The sequence below is a fragment of the Caballeronia sp. A2-2 genome, assembly GCF_057612605.2.
In genome coordinates this window covers 1,181,707-1,200,840 of sequence record NZ_CM173618.1, presented here as the reverse complement: position 1 = coordinate 1,200,840, position 19,134 = coordinate 1,181,707, and the positions used below count along the sequence as shown (strand labels likewise).

Sequence of the window (19,134 nt, the reverse complement as noted above, 5' to 3'; positions counted from 1 at the left end):
AATTCGGCCACGACGCTCATCAGCACCACGAGCGCACCCAGAGTTTCCAGCAAGACGCCATTCATGATGATCACCTTCCGGGCAACATCGGCCCGTAAGTCTTGATGAAAAACGCGACGGTAATGCACGCGCTCAACGCCAACGTACACGCCCGCACCACGCGTGGCGGCGCACGCTTGCCGATTTGCGCGCCACCGTAACCGCCCAGCATCGCAGCGAGCAACATTGCGATCGTCTCGGGCCAGCGCACCGCGTGGGCGACCGCGAAGGTCAGCACCGCGACAGAATTCGCGGCGCTGACCAGCAGCGTGCGCGGGGCATTCAGGCTCTTGAGATCGCGCGTATCGAGCAGGCCCCAGACGGCCAGCATCATCAAACCGACCGCGCCGCCGAAATAACCGCCATACACGCCGAGCACTAACTGAATCACCAGCACCGTTGGCGCGTTGATATGCCAGCGCTGTCTCAGCGCGTCGCCGAGCTTGCGCCCGAAAGCCAGCGCCAGACTCGCGCACAACAAAAGCCACGGCAGCAGGAACGAAAACGTCGCCGACGAGGTAGACAACAGCAAGATCGCGCCGATGAACCCGCCGATCAGCGTGACCACGAGCATGTTCCTGATCGGCACCGAGCCCACCGGACTCAATCCCTCGCGATAAGCCCACGCACTGACGACGCCGCCCGGAAACAGCGCTACCGTGGACGAAGCATTCGCCTGAACCGGTGGCAGACCTGCGGCGATCATCGCGGGCAAGCTCACGAACGAGCCGCCGCCTGCCAGCGCATTCATTGCGCCCGCCACGAAACCAGCGGCGATCACGAGAAATAGAGGTTCCATGCGATCCATCGTAGTCTTGAGTCCATGCGCTTACAATCTGGCAATTCCAATGCGAGACTCAGGCTGAACCGAAGGATCGACCATGCGCTTCGACCTCACCGATATGCGGCTGTTTCTGACCGTCATCGAGCGCGGCAGTATCACCAAGGGTGCGCAGGCGCTGCATCTGGCGCTTGCTTCGGCGAGCGAACGAATCGCGGGCATGGAAGAAGCGCTCGGCGCGCCGCTGCTCGAACGCAACCGGCGCGGCGTGCGAGCCACGGCGGCGGGCGAAGCGTTTGTCCGGCACGCGCGCGACATTCTGGGTCAGGTCGAGCAGATGCGCGGCGACCTCCGCACTTACGCGACCGGTCTCAAAGGGCGTATCAGGCTGCAATCGAATACGGCTGCTCTCGCGGCCTTCTTGCCGCCGCGGCTTGCGCGTTTTCTCGCGGCCAACCCTGATCTGTCGATCGATCTGGACGAGCGCCCGAGCTTCGAGATCGTTCCTGCGATCGTGAGCGGGCGTGCCGATCTAGGTATCGTCGCCGACATCACGAATCTGGCGAATCTGGAGACGCATCTCGTCGCACAGGACCATTTGGTTGTGGTGGCAAGCAGCGCGCATCGTCTGGCAAGCGGGAATAGCGCGTCTTTCAGCGATGTGGTGAACGAACCATTTGTCGGACTGGCGGATGCCGCGCTGGAAATGCATCTGGCCGAGCAAGCCGCGCGGCTCGGGCGGCAGATTGCCTATCGCATTCAGATACGCGGCATGGAGAACGTGGCTGCGCTCGTGGAGGCCGGGATTGGTATCGCGATCCTGTCGGAAGTATCGGCGCAAGGGATACGCCGCCCGAGCCTCGCGGTGATGCCGCTCAACGAGCCGTGGGCCACGCGTCGCCTGTTGCTATGCGCTCGCAGCTTCGACGCATTGACGCCGCATGCCGGTTTGCTCGCACGGCAGCTTATGAACGATGACGTGTCCTCTTAAGGCTAAACCCTGCACCGCTCGGGCACCGGCCTTGCGCACTTGTAAGGACTGGCTTGCCAGTCATCATGACAACACGGAGGCCATCATGAGGTTCAATCACGCATTGCTTTTAGGCGCTAGCTTATTTTGCGTTGCTGCGACGGCACAGGCCGATAGCCGCGCGCTCAAGCTGGGGCAAATCGGCGTCATCAATCAGACGCTTGCGCCCAAGCCTGTTCGCTCGTCGCCCGGCTACAACAATCCGAACAATGCGAATTCGACTTATAACGCGAACACAGTGAATTCGAATAACGGCGCCAACACGGCCAATCCTGCGAACAATGCAAATGCCGCATATGGGCGGGGCGGCACGAATGGCACCACCGGCAACACCCGTTAGCGCGTCGATTTCACATGCACATGGCGGCGTCGCCGGATCGCATCCCAATCCCATGCGATGCCAAGCCCCGCGTCCATCGGCGCATAGGCGTGACCATCTTCTATACGCACGCGCGAGTGAGTGAGTTCGTCCAGTTGAGGAATGTATTCGACCCACATGGAATTGGGCACGGCGGCGCACAGGCTCACGTGCAGTTCCATGAGAAAGTGCGGACAGATCGCTATGCCGAGTGCTTCCGCCGCATGCGCGACCTTGAGCCACGGCGTGATTCCGCCGATTCGCGCGACATCCGCCTGAACGATGCTGCACGCACCGGCCTTCAGATACTCGCCGAATTGCGACGGGTGATACATCGATTCGCCGACTGCGATCGGCACGCTCGTGGCATCGCTCAATTGTCGATGCGCTGCTATGTTTTCTGCGGGCAACGGCTCCTCCAGCCACGCGAGATCGAACGGCTCGAATGCATGTGCGCGTCGAATTGCTTCGGAGAGCAGAAAGCCCTGATTCGCATCGGTCATGATTTCGAATGCGTCGCCTACCGCTTCCCGCACAGCCGCGATACGACGCACGTCTTCCGATAAATGCGGCCGCCCTACTTTCAGCTTGGCACCCGAAAACCCGGCCTCTTTCGCCTGAAGCGTCTGCTCGACCAGTTCGCTTTCATTCAGATGCAACCATCCGCCTTCTGTCGTATAGGTGCGTAAATGCGATTTCGCACCACCCGCCGCGATCCACAAAGGCAGACCCGCCGCGCGTGAATTGCGGTCCCATAGCGCTGTGTCGATAGCCGCCAGCGCCAGACTCGTGATCGCGCCGACCGCTGTGGCATGGGTGTGATAGAACAGGTCGCGCCAGATCGCTTCGTATTCCGATGCATTGCGCCCCAGCAATTGCGGCACGAGATGATCGTGCAACAGCGCCACCACCGACGATCCGCCCGTCCCGATCGTGTACGTATATCCGGTTCCTTCGCTGCCGTCCTTGCAGCGTATCGTCACGAAGACGGTTTCCTGCGTGACGAACGACTGGATGGAATCGGTGCGCTTTACTTTAGGCGGCAGATCGACTTGTTGAATTTCGACGGCTTCGATAATGGCCATGAATTTTTCCTCTTATCCCTTCACACCACCTAATGTGAGCCCGGCGATCAAGTGCTTCTGCACGATGAACGTAAGCACGATGGCGGGCAGAATGATGATGACCGCCATTGCGCACATGCCCGCCCAGTCCACCGAAAATTGCGCGGTGAAGTCCATCAGTCCGACCGGCAGCGTCTTGGTTTCCGGGCTGCGGCAAAGTTGCGACGCCAACGCGAACTCATTCCAACTTGTCAGGAACGCGAAGATGCCCGCGGACGCCACGCCCGAACGCGCGAGCGGTAACTCGACACGCCAGAACGCTTGCCAACGGTTGCATCCGTCGATCTGCGCGGCTTCGGCAAGCTCGGGTGGCACCTCGCGAAAGAAGCCATCGATCAGCCATACCGTAAAGGGCACGTTCATGGCCAGATAGACGAGAATCACACCGATCTTCGTATCGAGGAGTCCGGTCCACGCCCACAGAATAAACACGGGCAGCGATAGCGCAATGCCGGGAATCGCGCGCGTGAGCATCAATGCGACGAAGACAGATTGCTTGCGCCTGAATTCGAAGCGCGCGAATGCATAGCCGCCGAGCAATCCGATGACCACCGCGCCCACGGTGCTCGCGCACGAGATGACGACGGAATTGACGAAGTATTCGCGGATTGGCAACGACGCTATCGCGCCGAAGCCGAAGATGGTTCGGAAGTTATCGAATGTATAGCCATCCGAAGCAAACAGCGATGCGTTCGATACGATCGCCACGTTGGGCCTGAATGCATTGAGCACGACCCACAGCCCCGGCAGACAGATCACACTCATGACGACGAACACGAGGATGCGTGTCAACAGGCGTCCGATGGCACCGTGAGCACCGGGTTTCGGGTCGTCGGATAGAGCAATGTGCATGTCAGACCTGCGCCATGTGCCGGCGTGCGGCATTGAGTTTTCGGAAGAAATACAGCGTGAAGAAGATCGACACCAGCACCGACACATAACCGATCGCGTTCGCATAGCCCATCCGTGCATCGTCGTAACCAATGCGGCCGACCATCGTCCACAACAACTCGGTGCGGCCACCCGGACCGCCGTTCGTCATGATGCGCACGATGTCGTAGGCGCGGCCCACGTCGAGCGAACGAATGGTCATCGAGATATAGATGAAGGGCATGAGGAACGGCAGCGTGACATAGCGGAACGTCTGCCACGCGTTGCAGCCATCCACCTTTGACGCTTCGATGGGATCTTGCGGAATCGCCATGAGTCCGGCAAGCAGAATGACCGCGAAAACGGGCGTGGAATTCCATATTTCCGCCGCCAGCAACGACATGAACGCCAGCTTTCCGTTGACGAGAAAAGGTATCGCGGTCTTCACGCCGAACACGCTTTGCAGCACGTTGTTGACGAGTCCCGTGCTGTCGCTCAGCATGAACTTGAACTGAAAGCCGACGAGAATCGGCGAAAACATCATCGGGAACATCATGATGGTGCGCAAGATGCGCTGGCCGCGCGTGACTTGCACGAGCAGCAGCGCAATGCCCAGACCCAGCAACAGTTCGAGATTCAGCGCGATGGTGAGAAACAGCACGGTGCGCCCGAACGCGGCCCAGAAGTCTGCATTGCTCAACGCGCGCACATAATTACGGACACCGATGAAATGCCAGATGGTCTCCGGTTCGGTCAGCCTATAGGTCGTGAAACTCGTGTACAGCGAGAACAGCAAAGGCAACACCACGACCAGCGCCACCGACAAACACGCCGGCAGCAGCAATCTGACGACGAGCGGAATACGCTCGCGCGTCGGCTTCAGGTCCAGCGATGCATGCGGCAAGGTTCGCGATTCCGACTGCATTAACGCTCCCGTTACTGGCTGTCTTCCATGATGTCGCTTACATGCTTCGCGGCATCGTCGAGCGCCTGCTTCGATGACTTGTCGCCGATGATCGCCTTCTGCAACTCAGGCCATAGCGCGTTCGACACCTCGTTCCACTGCGCAAGCTGGGGCGGTGCAAAGGAATCGTTCCGGGCTGCGGCGCTGAACACGGCGATGGCATCTGCCATGAAAGTATTGTTTTGTGCCTTGAACTCCTGCATGGCGGCTTGCTGCGCGTCCGTGCGCGACGGAATGGTGCCGAGCCGTGCTTCGACCATCTGCGAATCACGGCTCGTCAGAAATTCGATGAAGCTCGCCGCAACTTCCGGACGCTCGCATGCCTTGGTGATCGAGAAACCGTGCGAGCCAGACCATCCCGGATGCTTGCCCGCAGCACCCGCCGGTGCGCGCACAACGCCGACGTTGCCCGCGACCTTCGAACTCTTGGCATCGTTATAGAAGGATGCGAAGCCGGGCCAGTCCATGTCGAGTGCGACCTTGCCTGCGGCGAAGTTGTTGCCGAGATCGTCCCATACATAGTTGGGCACGCCTTTGGGCACCGCGCCGGCCTTATAGAGATTCACGAACCAATCGAGCGTCTTCACGCCTGCGGGCGAATTGAAGGCGGGTTTCATCTTCGCGTCGAACATCTGGCCGCCGTTTGCGACCAGCAGCGAATAGAACGTGCCGGTCAGTGCTTCGTCCTTGCCGGGAAATTGCGCACCATAGAAATTCGGCGCTTTCGTGAAGAACTTCGCTTGCTGCGCGTATTCATCGACATTCGCGGGCGGCGCGAGTGGCTTGCCGAATTGCTTCTGATAGGCGGTCTGATTCGCGGGATCGGCGTAAGCGGTCTTGTTGTAGTAGAGCGCTTCGATATCGGTCGAACGCGGAATCACCAGCAATTGCCCTTTGAGCGTGGCCTGCTTGATGAGCGCCGGAGAAAACGCCGCAAGCGTGCTGGCGGGAAACAATGACTTCATGTCGCGGAAGATCGAATATTGCGCCATGAAATTCGTATGATTCGACGACACGCAATAGTCGATATGGCCCGACGCGATATCCTGCTTCAACTCTCGATCCAGCTCGAAATGACTCTTGCGCGACACAATCTCGACTTTCGCGCCGGTCTGCTTTTCCCACAGCGGAATGCGTGCATAGAGCGGCTCGTACATCACGCCGCCTATGAGTTTCACGCGCAAGGTGTAGCCGTTGAACTGGCCTTGCGGCTGCTGCGCCGTCGCAACGGTGCATGCAATGGCACCCGCCACGGCAAGCGTCGATCCAATCAGCCTGACGATATTCCTGTAGCGCACGAGGCGTCTCCTGTTTGGCTTTGGCTTATGTCTTGTCGGGTCAGTGCAGACGCCGCCCGCTTTGCTCATCGAAAATCATGACGCGGCCGGGCATGGCATGAAGCGACACGACGCTGTTCGGCTGCAAGGACACGCGTTCATTGAGCATCACGCAGCAGCGTTGACCGCCGATGCTGCCGAACAACTCTGTCGATGCGCCGGTCGGTTCCACGACTTCAATGGCGAAAGGAAACGCGCCCTCGGCGTTTTCATCCGCGAGCGTGAGATGTTCGGGCCGCACGCCAAACAACACGGCTTGTCCGTTCTCGGCTTCAACCGCAGGCGCGGGCAGACGCAAATCGCCCGCGCGCACCGAGGCCGACGCACCGCGTTCATAGCGTCCCGGAATAAGATTCATCGATGGCGATCCAATGAAACTCGCAACGAATACATTGTCCGGTTCGTCATAGAGATCGAGCGGCGGTCCGACCTGCTGAATCACGCCGCCATTGAGCACGACGATTCGATCGGCCATGGTCATCGCCTCGATCTGATCGTGCGTGACATAAACCGTCGTGGCACGCAGACGTTGATGCAAGGCCTTGATTTCGGCACGCATCTGCACGCGCAGCTTGGCGTCGAGATTGGAAAGCGGTTCGTCGAATAAAAACACCTTAGGATTGCGGACGATTGCGCGGCCCATCGCCACGCGCTGCCGCTGGCCACCCGACAGATGGCGCGGATAACGGTCCAGCAGGCTTTCCAGCCCGAGAATGGCCGCTGCATCCCGCGCGCGGGTGTCGATTTCGTGCGCGCCCAGATTGCGCAGCTTGAGTGCGAACGTCAGGTTTTCCAGCACGTTCATGTGCGGATAGAGCGCGTAGTTCTGAAACACCATCGCGATGTCGCGATCTTTCGGCGGCAAGGCATTGACGACTTGCCCGTCGATCAAAATACGCCCGCGCGTTACGCCTTCGAGGCCCGCGAGCGCGCGCAGCAGCGTGGACTTACCGCAACCGCTCGGGCCTACCAGCACGAGGAATTCGCCATCGGCAACAGTCAGATCAATCTGCTTGAGCACGTGCTGCGTGCCGAAAGATTTGCGTACCTGCTCGAACGCGACTTCCGCCATGTCTTGCGTCTCCGGTTTATGCTCGCATTTTAGATACGAAATCGCTTTTTATACATGAAATATTGATGGGGCTTTCCCTAAGTCCTCATTTGTCGGGCAAGCCTGCGGAAACATGCTGAAGAAGCCCTAGAATGTCGCGGATGACGTGCATTTCGCCACGGCCATCGATCAATGGAAATCATGTTGAAAGCGAACAAGCCTGACTATTCCGCGCCGGCGCTCGAAAAGGGACTGGACATCATCGAAATGCTGTCGGAGCACGCGCAAGGGTTGACGCTCGGCGAATTGAGCAAGCAACTGGGCCGCACGACAGCCGAAATCTTTCGCATGGTCGTGACGCTCGAAACTCGCGGTTATCTGCGCGCGGTGGGCGACCGGTATGTGCTTTCGCTGCTTCTGTTCCAGCTTGCGCATCGTCATCAGCCGGTGCGCTCGCTGGCTTCCACCGCGTTGCCCTTGATGACGCAACTTGCCGGCGAGGTCTCGCAGTCTTTTCACATGTGCGTGTATCAGGGCGGGCGCGTGCTGATCATCGTCGCGGTGGAAAGCCCTGAACGATGGAGTTTTTCGCTCAAAGTCGGCACGTCGATCGGTCTGACGGACACGGCTTCCGGGCTCGTGCTGCTTGCGTTTCAGGAAGACGAGACTCGCAGAAAGATGGTCGAGCAACATGTGCTCGTGGAAGGCGAACCATCGCCCGACGAAGATCGGCTGACTCGTGAACTCGAACAGATTCGTCGGCGCGGTTTCGCACGCATGGCAAGCCGGCAGGCGCGAGGCGTGAAGAATCTCGCGTATCCCGTGTTTGGACGCAGCGGTCATGCGATTGCGACCATCACCACGCCTTATCTGGAACGTATCGACAATGCGCCGACGCCGGATATCGCGGAAGTCGGCGAGCGGATGCAGAAAGCGGCCGCGGAACTCACTACGCTTTTGGGGCTTAACGTGTATTGGGAAGTCGAAACTTCGTCATGCTGAGTTTTCTGGTCTAAGGCAGATTGCTTTGAATATGTAAGGCATTTGTTATTGAATGGAAAGGCATCAATCCTGCTAAGGGAGAAAAGCCGTCGAGTCGCGAACGGCGCACTTTTCCAATGCATATAAGAAAGAAGCCAATGCCTAAAATAACCGCCCGCACGCCACGCTTTCCCGCTTTGTCCCGTCGTGAAGCCATACTCAACGAGAAACGCAACGCCAAGATGGCGCGTTCCGTTCACGCTTATGTGCGAGGCAACACGCTCAAGTTCTATGAATGGCTGGATGACGCCGAAATCAAGCGGCTCCCTCAGGGACCGGGCATCTGGATTTGCGGCGACTGTCATACGGGCAATCTCGGTCCGGTGGCGAATGCCAGCGGGGAAATCGAAATTCAGATTCGCGATCTCGATCAGACCGTGATCGGCAATCCCGCGCACGATCTCATTCGCTTGGGGCTGTCGCTGACGACGGCGGCGCGCGGCTCTGCACTATCCGGCGTCACCACGATCAACATGATCGAGGCACTGTTCGATGGCTATATTCAGGCCTTCGAAAAAGGCCGCGCACGCAAGACCCTGGATAAACGTCCGGCGGTGGTACGCGTCGTCATGCGCGAGGCGGTACGGCGTTCATGGAAGCATCTGGCGGTCGAACGCCTCGCGGATACACAGCCGACCATCCCGTTCGGCAAGCGCTTCTGGCCGATCGATAAAGCCGAGCGCGACGAAATTCAATCGCTATTCGAGCGCGAGTCCCTCGCCCAACTCGCAACGAGTCTGCGCGGCCGGCCGGATACCGGCGAAGTCAGCGTGCTGGATGCGGCGTACTGGGTCAAAGGTTGCAGTTCGCTGGGACGCCTGCGCTATGCGGTCCTGCTCGATGTAGACGGCGGCGTGGTCGAAGGCGACGATCTGTGCCTGATCGACATCAAGGAAGGCGTGACGGCGGCCGCACCGCGTTACGCGAAAGCGGCCATGCCGAGAGACAACGCGGAGCGCGTCGTGGAAGGCGCGCGGCATTTGTCGCCGCATCTGGGTGAACGCATGCGCGCGGCGCGACTGCGGGGCAAGTCGGTGGTCATCCGCGAATTGCTTCCGCAGGATTTGAAGCTGGATATTGAAGAGATCGGCCAAAGCGAGGCGATGGATGTCGCGCGCTTCCTGGCGGCAGTTGTCGGCCACGCGCACGCCCGCCAGATGGACAGCGACGCGCGGCGCGACTGGGTGGCCGAACTTCGCCGCAACAAGACCAAATCGATGGATGCGCCGCTGTGGCTCTGGAACAGCATTGTCGAACTGGCGGGCGCGCATGAGATCGGCTATCTCGAACATTGCCGCCGTTACGCGCTGGATGCGGCCTGATTGGCTTCGCAATCGTCCCAATACCGCAGCGGATCGCGATGATCGGGATAGCGCGCATTCAGCCACGTCGAGAGCCGCCCCCAGTCGGGATGATTCGTGCCCGTGTTGGCCGACCAGTTCGACGAACGTTCCAGAATCTGGCCGTTGCCGCGATCACGCACGAGCACGCTGCCAAGCCCGCTCGAACTGTTCGCCTGCGGTTCGAGCATGTAACGCGGCAGGATTCTGACTTCGGCGTCCTTCGCCCAGCCATACATGGCGCGGACCACGCCGGACGGATCGCGCAATTGAATAGGACCGCTCGCGGGGCGAACGGCCGTCCAGCCTTCGGGAAACTCGGTGACGATTTCCGAGCCGGTTTCTCTGATCCATTTGACGCGCCATGCCCTGACCAACGCTTCCCGCAAACGTTCCACCGATGCATATGCAGAAGGCAACTCGAACGCCTTGGGCAGCGTGATGAGATTGTCCTTCCATAGCTTCGCTTCGTCGTCCTGGGCGAAGGGGGCGTGTTTGGGCGTGGTGGAAGGTGCATCGCCGAAGGGGTTTTCCGCGCGGCTCGAAGAAGCACGTGACGTTGACGCCGGTAAGCCTTCGAAAAGCCGCTCGGCGTCCTGACGGGTCAGCTTGGTCTTTCCTTTGTTCATTGCGCGCTCCGCGACATGTTGTGTCCAGCTTTATTCTGCACCGTTTAACCGACATTGAGTTTGCCACTCAAACGCGCATGAAACGCGTGACTGCGTTCGTCGAGTCCGACAATCGTCACGTCAGCCGCATGCTGCCGGTATTTGAGTTCGATCGAATCCAGCGCGGCCACCGACGATGCATCCCAGACCTGCGACTTCGTGAAGTCGATGACGACCGTGCGCGGATCGATCGCGTATTCGAACTGCTCGACCAGATCGTTGCTGCTGCCGAAGAAAACCGGCCCATGCACTTCATAATGCACGCTCTGGCCATCGTCGGAAAGCGTGCGGACCGTGCGAATGACATGCGCCACGCGTCGCGCGAAGAGAACGGTCGCGAGCAGCACGCCGCCCGCCACGCCCACCGCCAGATTGCCCGTATAAACAGTCAGGATGACAGACAAAAGCATGACCGATGTCTCCATCAACGGCATGCGGCGCAGCGTGGCCGGATGGACGCTGTGCCAGTCCACCGTTTTGATGGCGACGATCATCATTACGCCGGCGAGCGCGACCATGGGAATACGCGACATGATCTGACTGAGCTCGGTGATGAGCAAAAGAAGCGTGGCCGCCGCCGCAAGCGTGGACACGCGCGTGCGTGCGCCGCCGATGTTCACGTTCACCACGGTTTGCCCGATCATCGCGCATCCGGCGATTCCGCCGAAGAAACCCGCACCGAGATTGGCCAGCCCCAGCGCCCACGATTCGCGCGTCTTGCTCGAATGCGTTTCGGTCATCTCGTCCACCAGCTTGGCGGTGAGCAAGGTCTCGAGCAAACCGACGAACGCGATGGACACCGCCGTCTGCCAGACGATCTTCACGGTGCTCAAATCGAATGGAACGGTCCACGCGGTCAAGCCGGGCAAATCCGCCGACATCGGATGATTACCGCCCACGGTCGGCACGGCCCAATGCAACATCACCGCGATCAGCGTCGTCACGACGATGGCCACGAGCGGCGCAGGCACCGCACGCGTGATGCGTGGGCCGATCAGCACGATCGCGAGCGTCACGGCAAAGAGCACATACACGACAGGCGGCTGGCCGATGAGATGCGGCACCTGCGCCCAGAAGATCAAAATGCCGAGCGCGTTGACGAACCCGAGCATCACCGAACGCGGAATGAATCGCACGATGCGCGCCAGCCCGAGCAGACCGAACGCAACCTGAATGAGCGCACCGAGCAATACCGCGGGCAGGATATAGCCCGTGCCATGCGCATGTGCCATGGGTCCGACAACGAGCGCGACCGAACCGGCGGCCGCGGTGACCATGGCCGGGCGGCCTCCGAACAACGAGGTGACGACCAACAGCACCACCGATGCAAACAAAGCCGAGCGCGGCTCCACGCCGGATACAAACGCGAAAGAGATGACTTCGGGAATCAAGGCGAGACTGGTGACGATGCCCGCGAGAATCTCGCGCATCCATGCCGTGGGCGTGTCGTTGTTCATGAAGGCGTCGGTGCTAAAGCGATGAAGCGCGAATTTTAACAGTATGGTGAAACGCCGACGTTCGTTGGCAGGAACGAAACGTGCGCAAGGCACAGACTTTCCAAAAGGGCATAAAAATGAACTCAAAGAAAATCGTATTGATCGCGTCCGTCTTATTCGTGGCAGCCGGGCAAGCCAATGCTGCAGGATGTCTTAAAGGCGCAGCAGCAGGCGGCGTTGCGGGGCATTTCGTCGGCAACGGTCACGCAGTGCTCGGTGCGGCGGGCGGATGTGTCGTTGGACGCCATATGGCGAACAAGAAAGCGAAGGAAGATGCCGCGCACGCGCAAGACCAACAGGCGCAAAATCAGGCCGCACGGCAAGGGCAACCGGAGCAGCAGACTCAATAACAATAAATAAGAAGTGTGTCGCCATCGAACAAGTCCACGAGACTATTTTTTATAATGCTCTCGAAGCGTCAGGACTCACTCTCTCAATGACACGGAGTATTCGATGGCGGCAAGCGACGACAATTGGGCAGGTAAAGGCGTATTCATCACGGGCGGCAGTCGCGGTATCGGCTTCGAAGCCGCGCTTGCGCTCGGTCAAGCCGGGGCGAAAATCTTTCTCTCGGACCTGACGGAACAAGCTTTGGCCGATGCTGTCGAGCGGCTGCGCGAACAAGGCATCACGGCCGAGGGTGTCACGCTCGATATCACCGATCCCGAACGATGCAACGCCGTCGCGGCGCAATTCAATGCCGGTGAAAACCGCATCGACACGCTCATTGCGAATGCCGGAATCGCATGGCCCGATACCGCCGCCGAAGACATGCCGAACGATGCATGGCTCAAGGTCATCGACACGAATCTGAACGGGACGTTCTGGACGTGCCGCGCTTTTGGCCGCTACATGCTCGAACGCCGGACAGGTTCTATCGTCACGGTCGGCTCCATGTCGGGTGTCATTTCGAACAAGCTGCAGCGGCAAGTTCACTACAACGCGTCGAAGGCAGCGGTGCATCATCTGACGAAGTCGCTGGCTGGCGAATGGGCCGAGCGAAACGTACGCGTGAATTGCGTGGCGCCGACCTACGTCAATACGCCCATGTCCAATGTCACCGCCAAGGACGAACGCTTCTTCAAGCCGTGGATGGACAACACGCCCATGCGCCGCATGATCGAACCGGAGGAAGTGGCCAGCGCCATCATGTTTCTCGCATCTGACGCGGCCAGTGCTGTGACCGGTGCCATTCTGCTGACCGATGCGGGCTACACCATCTGGTAATCAGGCGAACTCATGACAAGCTCCCGCTATTTGATCGGGCTGGACTATGGAACGGAATCGGCGCGAGGCGTGTTGATCGATATCGTATCCGGCCAAGTCTGCGCGGCGCATTCCGTTATGTATCGCCATGGAACGATGACATCTGCGCTTTCCACAGGATGCGCCCTGCCCTACGGCTGGGCGCTTCAGGATGCGGCTGACTATCTGGAATGCGCGCGGCTCATTCTGTCGAAGCTCGCGCGCGACAAGCAGGTCGAGGGCATCGGCATTGGGTTCACTGCAAGCACGCCGATGCCCGTCACCGCCGACGCCACGCCGCTTTCGACGCGCTATCCGAACGAGCCGCATGCGTACGTCAAGCTCTGGAAACATCATTCGGCTCAGCCGTGGGCCGATGCTATCAATGAGGCGGGCGGCGCGTTTCTGAATAAGTTCGGTGGCAAGACGTCTGCGGAATGGTTGCCCGCTAAAGCGGCGCAAATGGCAGCGGAAGCACCTGCGCTATGGGCAGATACGGCGCGCTTTATCGAAGCGGGCGACTGGCTCGTGTGGCAACTGACGGGACAAGAAAGCCGTAGCTCCGACATGGCTCGATTCAAGGCGCATTACACGGAAGATGATGGCTATCCGCAATTCAGTGTTGGCGATCTTTCGCAACGTCTTGCGCCGCCGGACATCGTCGGTACGTCAGGTGGGCGTTTAAGTTCCGAATGGCAGCGGGAAACCGGTATCGTCGGCAATCCTGCCGTCGCGGTCGCGGTGATCGACTCGCACGTCATTCTTCCCGCGCTCGGCGCGGTCGAAGCAGGAACGCTCGTCGGCTCGCTGGGCACATCCGCCGTCTGGATGCTGCTCGATGATGAGGAACGCCAACTTCCTGGCGGTATCGAAGGCGTCGCCAAAGATGCGGCGCTTCCGGACGTGTGGTGTTACGAGGCGGGTCAGGCGGGCTTCGGCGATGTCCTCGCCTGGTTTGCCAAACTCGCGCCGATCTCGCAAGACAAGGACGAAAACTTCCGCGCCTACAACGCGGCGGCCGCTGCGCTTGCACCCGGACAATCAGGACTGCTCGCGCTCGATTGGTGGAGCGGATGCCGTGCGCCGCTTTCGGACCCGCTACTGAGCGGCGCGATACTCGGCCTGAGAGTGACGTCCTCGCCGGATGAAATCTACCGAGCGTTGCTCGAATCGATTTGCTACGGCGCGAGGACAATCGTCGAATTGTTCAGGCATGCTGATATTCCCATCGAGCGAACGATTCTTGCCAGCGGTCTCACGAAGAACAACCGCTTCCTCGTGCAACTCATGGCAGATGTGCTCGGCACGACGGTCGAAGTGCCCGACATAGAACACAGCACGGCGGTGGGCGCGGCAATTCACGGCGCCGTCGCGGCGGGAACGGTCGGGAGTTTCGCGGAAGGTGCGTCGCGATTCGGCGCGCAGCGGTTTGCCGCATGCCAACCGCAAGGCGAAGCCTCGGCGATCTACGACGTGCTGTTCGAAGAATACACCGCGATGACGAGCCAGAAGCGCGTGCGCGAAACCATGCATCGATTGGGGAAGCTCGCGCAAATGCGGTCTTGATAAGCGCCGGCTGCTCCGCGAAGCAAAAAGCCGGCGCCTTCCGTTCGCTTATTGTCCTTTATAGATATCGCAGAAAGACACAGGCCCGACGCAATCCTGTAGACGAGGCCGCCCCGTCACCGACATCGATCCCGAGTCTCCTTTTGCGCGCGTGCCACCGTAGGCCGTGTCGTCGGTCGAGGAAGATATTGCATTGGTCTGGCTTTGAGCGGTCGTTTGTGCGTCGTTTATCGGCGCGTCCTGTGCTTGCGCCGCGCCGAACGAGAACGTGGCGACGATTGCGGCCATGAGCAGTTTCGTAGACATTTCCAATCTCCTTGTTACCCACAATGAAAGCGGTAACGACCTTTTCCACTCAAAGACGATCAGTCATGCTGATCGTCCCGGTCGCTCCCGATTGGCTAGAAAATCACAACAGATGCGCGTCCGCTTTCGGGGTTGAAGCTGTCCCGGCGGTCTCGATTGGTGAGGTGACGTCCGCGTGCGTGCCAAACGCTTTTTTGTTTTGAGCCTCGAATCGATTAATGAACGCGCCCGGCACGATTAGAACGATAGAACGTGCCCAAAAATGAATTAGCCTCGATTCGCGGGGATAACGCTCATCCTTTGGAGGGGAGACTTTAGTCGATTACAGTTTGATTCCGCTTGGTTGACAGAAGACTATTGCCGCATTCGAAGCCCTTTTGGCGAGATCTTTTTCTGAACATCTTGCGCCATGCGAGGGCCAACCCCTGGAACATCCCATGCTGAAAGCCCTTGTAAAACCCACCGGAGATTCAGCATGACTCAAACCGACTACCCTCGCCCCCCCTTGCCGGAGCAACAGCAGGATCGTCGTCCCGGCCTGACCGCGCCGATGCAGCCGCAGCCCGATCACGGCGAATCCACGTACAAAGGAAACGGCAGGCTTGCTGGCAAGGTGGCGCTCGTGACAGGTGCGGACAGCGGCATCGGACGCGCGGTGGCGATTGCCTACGCGCGCGAAGGCGCGGATGTCGCCATCGCCTATCTCGATGAGCACGAGGACGCGAAAGACACCGCGCGATGGGTCGAAAAGGCCGGCCGGCGCGCGCTGCTTTTGCCCGGCGACGTGACCGACCGCGACCATTGCAAGGCACTCGTCGCGACGACTGCGGAAACGTTCGGACGCATCGACGTGTTAGTGAACAACGCGGCCTATCAGGCAACCTATGACAAGCTAGAAGACATCAGCGACGACGAGTGGGACAAGACCTATTCGACGAACATTGGCGCGATGTTTCGCATCACCAAGGCGGCGCTCGCGCATATGAAAGCGGGCGGCGCGATCATCAACACCACCTCGGTGAATGCAGACGCGCCGAACCCCGGACTGATCGCGTACGCCAGCACCAAGGGTGCGATTCAGAACTTCACCGGCGGCCTCGCGCAATTGCTGGCCGAACGCGGCATACGCGTGAATTGCGTGGCGCCCGGCCCGATCTGGACGCCGCTGATTCCTTCGACCATGCCACCCGACAGCGTGAAGAACTTCGGCTCGCAAGTGCCGATGAAGCGGCCCGGACAACCTGCGGAGCTGGCGGGCGCTTATGTGTTGCTGGCGTCGGACGAGGCCAGTTACATCTCCGGTGCGACCATTGCGGTCACGGGTGGAAAGCCGATCATCTGAACGCAGCGGGCGCTCGCTGACGCTTTTAAAATAGCGCGGATCCACCCGCCAGTCAGGAGCGCCACGCATGACGCATTCGTTCGCCCGCCGCTGTTTACTGCATCTCACGCTCGGCGCATTAGCCTGCTGCGCGTCCATCAATGCCTTCGCCCAAAGCGATCCCGCCCCGCGCGACGGCGACTGGACCGCGCCGAGCTTCACCTTTCACACCGGACGCACGCTCGAGAACGTGCGGCTGCATTACGTGAGCATTGGCGATCCGTCGCTTCCTGTCGTCCTGGTGCTGCACGGCACCAATCAGACCGCCAAGACCATGCTTTCGGCGGCCTTCGCGGGCAAGCTGTTCGGCCCGGGCCAGCCGCTCGATGCGCGCCGCTATTACATCGTGATTCCGGATGGTATCGGCGTGGGCGAATCGACCAGGCCTTCCGATGGTCTGCGCGCCAACTTCCCGCACTACGATTACGACGATCTCGTGCTCGCGCAATACCGGCTGCTCACCGAGGGCATGAAAATCTCCCATGTGCGGCTTGTCATCGGCAATTCGATGGGTGGCATGCAGACATGGCTGTGGGGCGAACGCTATCCCGGCATGATGGACGCGCTCGTGCCAATGGCCTCGCAGCCCACCGAAATGTCCGCGCGCAACTGGATGATGCGGCGCATGCTGGTCGAATCGATCCGTCGCGATCCGGCCTACGATCACGGCAATTACACCGTGCAGCCGCCCTCGCTGCAACTTGCCAACGCGATGTTCTCAATCGCGACCAGCGGCGGCACGCTCGGCTATCAGGCGCTGGCGCCCACCCACGCGAAAGCCGACAAGCTTGTCGACGATTTGCTCGCCGCGCCGATCGTCAGCGATGCGAACGATTTCGTCTATCAATGGGATTCATCCGCCGATTACAATCCCGAGCCCGCGCTCGGCAAGATCGACGCGCCATTGCTTGCCATCAATTCCGCCGACGACGAACGCAACCCGCCCGAAACCGGCACCATGACCAACGCGCTCATGAAGGTGAAGCAAGGCAGTCTGTATCTCATTCCCGCGAGCGCGAACACGCGCGGTCACGGTACGACCGGCAACGCCGCGTTCTACGCGACACGTCTCGCGGAATTCATGAAGGAAACGGACAAGCCGTGAAATGTGGCGCGCTCAGATCGGAAACCGCTCGATGGTTTCGCGCGTTTGCATCAATACGTCCTTGAGTTGGTCTATCGGCACCGAACTCAGGCCGAGACGCAACGCGCGCGGCACATGTTTCGTCGTGGCGTACGCTTCCGCCTTGGATACCGCGATGCCTCGATTGGCCAGCGCGGTCGCTATTCTGTCGGCGCGCAGGTCTTCAGGCAGTTTGAGCCAGACGAACAGCGACGCCGGATGCGCGATCGTTTGCATTCCCGAGAATACGGCGCGCGCAATGGTTTGACGCCGGCGCGCCTCGCGACGCAACAGCGTTTCGTGGCGCGCGGCTGTGCCGTCGGCCATCCAGCGCGTGGCGATCGCCGTCACGATGCCGGGCAGGCTCCAGAAACTCGCGCGGATCGCCGCCTTGATACGGCTTGCGAGATGCTCCGGGACGACGATATAGCCAAAGCGCAATCCGCTCGCGAGGCTCTTGGAAAGACTTGAAACGTAGACCGTTCGCTCAGGCGCGAGCGTGATCAACGCGGGCGGCGCGCGACCGGCGAGATAAGCATAGGACGCATCTTCGAACAACAGACAATCGTGACGGCGCGCGATCTCCACGAGCCGATGGCGTTGCCGTTCCGTCAGCACCCAGCCCATGGGATTGTGCATGCTCGGCATGGTGTAGATCGCACGAATGCCGTGACGGCGGCAACATGAGTCCAGCGCGTTCAGATCGGGGCCGTCGTCGAGAGCGGGAACGGACCGCAAGGCAAGGCGCTGGAGGTCCGCGAGCATCTTGAAGCCGGGATAGGTCAAGGCGTCGACGGCAACGGCATCGTGAGGCGCAAGCAAGGCGCGCACGGCGATATCCAGACCTTGCTGACTGCCGTTGACGAGGAACACATGCGCGGGATCGGCGCGCACGCCGCGCTGCTTCGCCAGAAAGTCCGCCACGATGCGCCGTTCATGCCGTCTGCCGCCCGGTGGCTGCTGATGCAACAGCGCGGCGAGATCGCCCGACGCCGCGAGATCGCGCAGCATCGCGCGCAACAGGTCCGCCTGACCCGGCAAGGAGGGGTGATTGAACGACAGGTCGATGGCGCCCGCATTCAACCGGCTTTCGTCGTTGCTGTCCCATTCGCGTTCCTGTGGCCGTTCACGCACGAAAGTGCCGCGTCCGGTTTCGCCGATCACGAGGCCCATCGATTTCAATTGCGCATACACCTTGCTGGCCGATGCGATCGCCACGCCGTGCCGCGCAGCCAGTTGCCGATGCGTGGGCAGCGACGCGCCGGGCGCGAGCTTGCCGCTGCGGATATCGGCGGCGATTTGTTCCGTGACAAGGGAAACCGGAGAAACGGACATGGCGGCGTACCTAGGACAATTTCTTGATCGTACTAGTCTACGGGACTACGCTCTCATTCGAAAGCAATCACCGGGAATA

19 protein-coding genes are annotated in these 19,134 nt (G+C 60.2%); 9 read left to right on the top strand and 10 right to left on the bottom strand.

Annotation, left to right across the window (positions count from 1 at the left end):
• Positions 1-70: 70 nt before the first annotated feature.
• On the bottom strand, positions 71-838 hold the full coding sequence (locus tag ACZCWR_RS29180) for a sulfite exporter TauE/SafE family protein (RefSeq protein ID WP_487305145.1): 768 nt from the start codon (positions 836-838) through the stop codon (positions 71-73).
• Positions 839-920: 82 nt separating this feature from the next.
• Here ACZCWR_RS29180 and ACZCWR_RS29175 point away from each other — a divergent pair, with 82 nt between their 5' ends.
• Positions 921-1,811, top strand: a complete 891-nt coding sequence (locus ACZCWR_RS29175; RefSeq protein ID WP_487305144.1) for a LysR family transcriptional regulator — start codon at positions 921-923, stop codon at positions 1,809-1,811.
• An 85-nt stretch (positions 1,812-1,896) separates the two neighbouring features.
• On the top strand, positions 1,897-2,190 hold the full coding sequence (locus tag ACZCWR_RS29170; protein WP_487305143.1) for a hypothetical protein: 294 nt from the start codon (positions 1,897-1,899) through the stop codon (positions 2,188-2,190).
• Here ACZCWR_RS29170 and ACZCWR_RS29165 read toward each other — a convergent pair.
• The 5 genes from ACZCWR_RS29165 to ACZCWR_RS29145 all read right to left on the bottom strand — a co-directional run bounded on the left by ACZCWR_RS29165 (position 2,187) and on the right by ACZCWR_RS29145 (position 7,575).
• On the bottom strand, positions 2,187-3,293 hold the full coding sequence (locus tag ACZCWR_RS29165; RefSeq protein ID WP_487305142.1) for a mandelate racemase/muconate lactonizing enzyme family protein: 1,107 nt from the start codon (positions 3,291-3,293) through the stop codon (positions 2,187-2,189). The two genes, ACZCWR_RS29170 and ACZCWR_RS29165, sit on opposite strands and share 4 nt — an antisense overlap.
• A 12-nt stretch (positions 3,294-3,305) precedes the next feature.
• Positions 3,306-4,097: a carbohydrate ABC transporter permease gene (locus ACZCWR_RS29160; RefSeq protein ID WP_487306181.1), complete on the bottom strand. Its 792-nt coding sequence runs from the start codon at positions 4,095-4,097 to the stop codon at positions 3,306-3,308.
• Positions 4,098-4,185: 88 nt separating this feature from the next.
• The gene (locus ACZCWR_RS29155) at positions 4,186-5,127 is read right to left on the bottom strand and encodes a carbohydrate ABC transporter permease (protein ID WP_487305141.1); all 942 of its coding nucleotides are present in this window, start codon (positions 5,125-5,127) and stop codon (positions 4,186-4,188) included.
• Positions 5,128-5,138: 11 nt separating this feature from the next.
• Positions 5,139-6,464: an ABC transporter substrate-binding protein gene (locus ACZCWR_RS29150; RefSeq protein WP_487305140.1), complete on the bottom strand. Its 1,326-nt coding sequence runs from the start codon at positions 6,462-6,464 to the stop codon at positions 5,139-5,141.
• A 40-nt stretch (positions 6,465-6,504) separates the two neighbouring features.
• Entirely contained in the window at positions 6,505-7,575 is a 1,071-nt protein-coding gene (locus tag ACZCWR_RS29145) for an ABC transporter ATP-binding protein (RefSeq protein WP_487305139.1), read from the bottom strand.
• 171 nt (positions 7,576-7,746) lie between these two features.
• Here ACZCWR_RS29145 and ACZCWR_RS29140 point away from each other — a divergent pair, with 171 nt between their 5' ends.
• Both ACZCWR_RS29140 and ACZCWR_RS29135 read left to right on the top strand, forming a co-directional pair.
• Positions 7,747-8,556 carry an IclR family transcriptional regulator gene (locus tag ACZCWR_RS29140; protein WP_488876504.1) on the top strand — a complete coding sequence of 270 codons (810 nt, stop codon included), beginning with the start codon at positions 7,747-7,749 and terminating at the stop codon, positions 8,554-8,556.
• 137 nt (positions 8,557-8,693) lie between these two features.
• On the top strand, positions 8,694-9,917 hold the full coding sequence (locus tag ACZCWR_RS29135; RefSeq protein WP_487305137.1) for a DUF2252 domain-containing protein: 1,224 nt from the start codon (positions 8,694-8,696) through the stop codon (positions 9,915-9,917).
• Here the strand turns inward: ACZCWR_RS29135 and ACZCWR_RS29130 are convergent.
• The gene (locus ACZCWR_RS29130; protein ID WP_487305136.1) at positions 9,896-10,564 is read right to left on the bottom strand and encodes a hypothetical protein; all 669 of its coding nucleotides are present in this window, start codon (positions 10,562-10,564) and stop codon (positions 9,896-9,898) included. The two genes, ACZCWR_RS29135 and ACZCWR_RS29130, sit on opposite strands and share 22 nt — an antisense overlap.
• 44 nt (positions 10,565-10,608) lie before the next feature.
• Positions 10,609-12,060: a SulP family inorganic anion transporter gene (locus tag ACZCWR_RS29125; protein ID WP_487305135.1), complete on the bottom strand. Its 1,452-nt coding sequence runs from the start codon at positions 12,058-12,060 to the stop codon at positions 10,609-10,611.
• Between the two features lie 80 nt (positions 12,061-12,140).
• On the opposite strand from ACZCWR_RS29125, the gene ACZCWR_RS29120 reads away from it, so the two are divergent.
• From ACZCWR_RS29120 to ACZCWR_RS29110, 3 genes are all read left to right on the top strand, one after another.
• Positions 12,141-12,449: a hypothetical protein gene (locus ACZCWR_RS29120; RefSeq protein ID WP_488876503.1), complete on the top strand. Its 309-nt coding sequence runs from the start codon at positions 12,141-12,143 to the stop codon at positions 12,447-12,449.
• A gap of 103 nt (positions 12,450-12,552) precedes the next feature.
• Positions 12,553-13,326: an SDR family NAD(P)-dependent oxidoreductase gene (locus ACZCWR_RS29115; protein WP_487305133.1), complete on the top strand. Its 774-nt coding sequence runs from the start codon at positions 12,553-12,555 to the stop codon at positions 13,324-13,326.
• A gap of 12 nt (positions 13,327-13,338) precedes the next feature.
• Entirely contained in the window at positions 13,339-14,910 is a 1,572-nt protein-coding gene (locus tag ACZCWR_RS29110; protein ID WP_487305132.1) for a ribulokinase, read from the top strand.
• Positions 14,911-14,958: 48 nt separating this feature from the next.
• On the opposite strand, the gene ACZCWR_RS29105 is transcribed toward ACZCWR_RS29110, so the two are convergent.
• Positions 14,959-15,216, bottom strand: a complete 258-nt coding sequence (locus tag ACZCWR_RS29105) for a hypothetical protein (protein WP_487305131.1) — start codon at positions 15,214-15,216, stop codon at positions 14,959-14,961.
• A 475-nt stretch (positions 15,217-15,691) separates the two neighbouring features.
• On the opposite strand from ACZCWR_RS29105, the gene ACZCWR_RS29100 reads away from it, so the two are divergent.
• Together ACZCWR_RS29100 and ACZCWR_RS29095 are read left to right on the top strand one after the other, a co-directional pair.
• Positions 15,692-16,558: a glucose 1-dehydrogenase gene (locus tag ACZCWR_RS29100; protein WP_487305130.1), complete on the top strand. Its 867-nt coding sequence runs from the start codon at positions 15,692-15,694 to the stop codon at positions 16,556-16,558.
• Positions 16,559-16,625: 67 nt separating this feature from the next.
• Complete coding sequence (locus tag ACZCWR_RS29095) at positions 16,626-17,702, top strand: alpha/beta fold hydrolase (RefSeq protein WP_487305129.1); 1,077 nt, start codon at positions 16,626-16,628, stop codon at positions 17,700-17,702.
• 12 nt (positions 17,703-17,714) lie between these two features.
• On the opposite strand, the gene ACZCWR_RS29090 is transcribed toward ACZCWR_RS29095, so the two are convergent.
• Entirely contained in the window at positions 17,715-19,055 is a 1,341-nt protein-coding gene (locus tag ACZCWR_RS29090; RefSeq protein WP_487305128.1) for an aminotransferase-like domain-containing protein, read from the bottom strand.
• Positions 19,056-19,134 lie beyond the last annotated feature (79 nt).

Bases quoted from the DNA above. Each gene is read 5' to 3' on its own strand.
- ACZCWR_RS29135 (WP_487305137.1), top strand. From the start codon at position 8,694: ATGCCTAAAATAACCGCCCGCACGCCACGCTTTCCCGCTTTGTCCCGT.
- ACZCWR_RS29095 (WP_487305129.1), top strand. From the start codon at position 16,626: ATGACGCATTCGTTCGCCCGCCGCTGTTTACTGCATCTCACGCTCGGC.
- ACZCWR_RS29090 (WP_487305128.1), bottom strand. From the start codon at position 19,055: ATGTCCGTTTCTCCGGTTTCCCTTGTCACGGAACAAATCGCCGCCGAT.
- ACZCWR_RS29115 (WP_487305133.1), top strand. From the start codon at position 12,553: ATGGCGGCAAGCGACGACAATTGGGCAGGTAAAGGCGTATTCATCACG.
- ACZCWR_RS29155 (WP_487305141.1), bottom strand. From the start codon at position 5,127: ATGCAGTCGGAATCGCGAACCTTGCCGCATGCATCGCTGGACCTGAAG.
- ACZCWR_RS29105 (WP_487305131.1), bottom strand. From the start codon at position 15,216: ATGTCTACGAAACTGCTCATGGCCGCAATCGTCGCCACGTTCTCGTTC.
- ACZCWR_RS29125 (WP_487305135.1), bottom strand. From the start codon at position 12,060: ATGAACAACGACACGCCCACGGCATGGATGCGCGAGATTCTCGCGGGC.
- ACZCWR_RS29180 (WP_487305145.1), bottom strand. From the start codon at position 838: ATGGAACCTCTATTTCTCGTGATCGCCGCTGGTTTCGTGGCGGGCGCA.
- ACZCWR_RS29165 (WP_487305142.1), bottom strand. From the start codon at position 3,293: ATGGCCATTATCGAAGCCGTCGAAATTCAACAAGTCGATCTGCCGCCT.
- ACZCWR_RS29145 (WP_487305139.1), bottom strand. From the start codon at position 7,575: ATGGCGGAAGTCGCGTTCGAGCAGGTACGCAAATCTTTCGGCACGCAG.
- ACZCWR_RS29100 (WP_487305130.1), top strand. From the start codon at position 15,692: ATGACTCAAACCGACTACCCTCGCCCCCCCTTGCCGGAGCAACAGCAG.
- ACZCWR_RS29140 (WP_488876504.1), top strand. From the start codon at position 7,747: ATGGAAATCATGTTGAAAGCGAACAAGCCTGACTATTCCGCGCCGGCG.
- ACZCWR_RS29160 (WP_487306181.1), bottom strand. From the start codon at position 4,097: ATGAGTGTGATCTGTCTGCCGGGGCTGTGGGTCGTGCTCAATGCATTC.
- ACZCWR_RS29130 (WP_487305136.1), bottom strand. From the start codon at position 10,564: ATGAACAAAGGAAAGACCAAGCTGACCCGTCAGGACGCCGAGCGGCTT.
- ACZCWR_RS29110 (WP_487305132.1), top strand. From the start codon at position 13,339: ATGACAAGCTCCCGCTATTTGATCGGGCTGGACTATGGAACGGAATCG.
- ACZCWR_RS29170 (WP_487305143.1), top strand. From the start codon at position 1,897: ATGAGGTTCAATCACGCATTGCTTTTAGGCGCTAGCTTATTTTGCGTT.
- ACZCWR_RS29175 (WP_487305144.1), top strand. From the start codon at position 921: ATGCGCTTCGACCTCACCGATATGCGGCTGTTTCTGACCGTCATCGAG.